General features: G+C 43.6%; 1 protein-coding gene. It reads left to right on the top strand.

Annotation, left to right across the window (positions count from 1 at the left end; translation table 11 throughout):
* On the top strand, positions 1-523 hold a 523-nt coding region (locus ACFINH_RS10455; protein WP_375633106.1), incomplete at both ends, for a ShlB/FhaC/HecB family hemolysin secretion/activation protein.

The following is a 523-nucleotide window of genomic DNA, read 5'->3' as shown; positions in this document are numbered from 1 at the left end:
AGAAACCTTGGCTTATTACGCTTTCCAGCGATAATCTTGGCGCTAAAGCAACAGGGCTTTATCAAACGCGCTTGAGCCTTTCTTTTGATGATCTGTTAGGGATCAATGATCAATGGTCGTTTAGCTATCAGCGTTCTATGGATGGTAGTCCGTATCATTTTTTTCACAAGCGCCCCAATAGTGATACTCTAACGGGATCATTTTCTCTTCCCTATGGCACTTGGACAACAGGTTTTGATGGGACGTGGAGCCAATATCATTCAAGTGTTAAGGGAATATTTTCCGATATTATGACTGCGGGGAAGTCTTTATCGCTGACACCATGGATTTCACGGGTTATCGACCGTGATCAAGAGGGAAAGACCTGGCTTACGGGACGCTTAACATGGAAATATTCTGATAATTTTATTATGGGCAGTCGGGTTGATGTTTCCAGCCGTAAATTGGCTATTGCAACCTTTGAGCTTGATCATTCGCGCAAGTGGCTTGGAGGAGAATTAAGCGCGCATATAGGGTTTCATAA

The sequence above is a fragment of the Bartonella sp. AA74HLJMH genome (genome assembly GCF_042197045.1).
GTDB lineage: Bacteria > Pseudomonadota > Alphaproteobacteria > Rhizobiales > Rhizobiaceae > Bartonella.
Note: the sequence above shows the minus strand (reverse complement) of the source record. Positions and strands in the feature narration are given on the sequence as shown.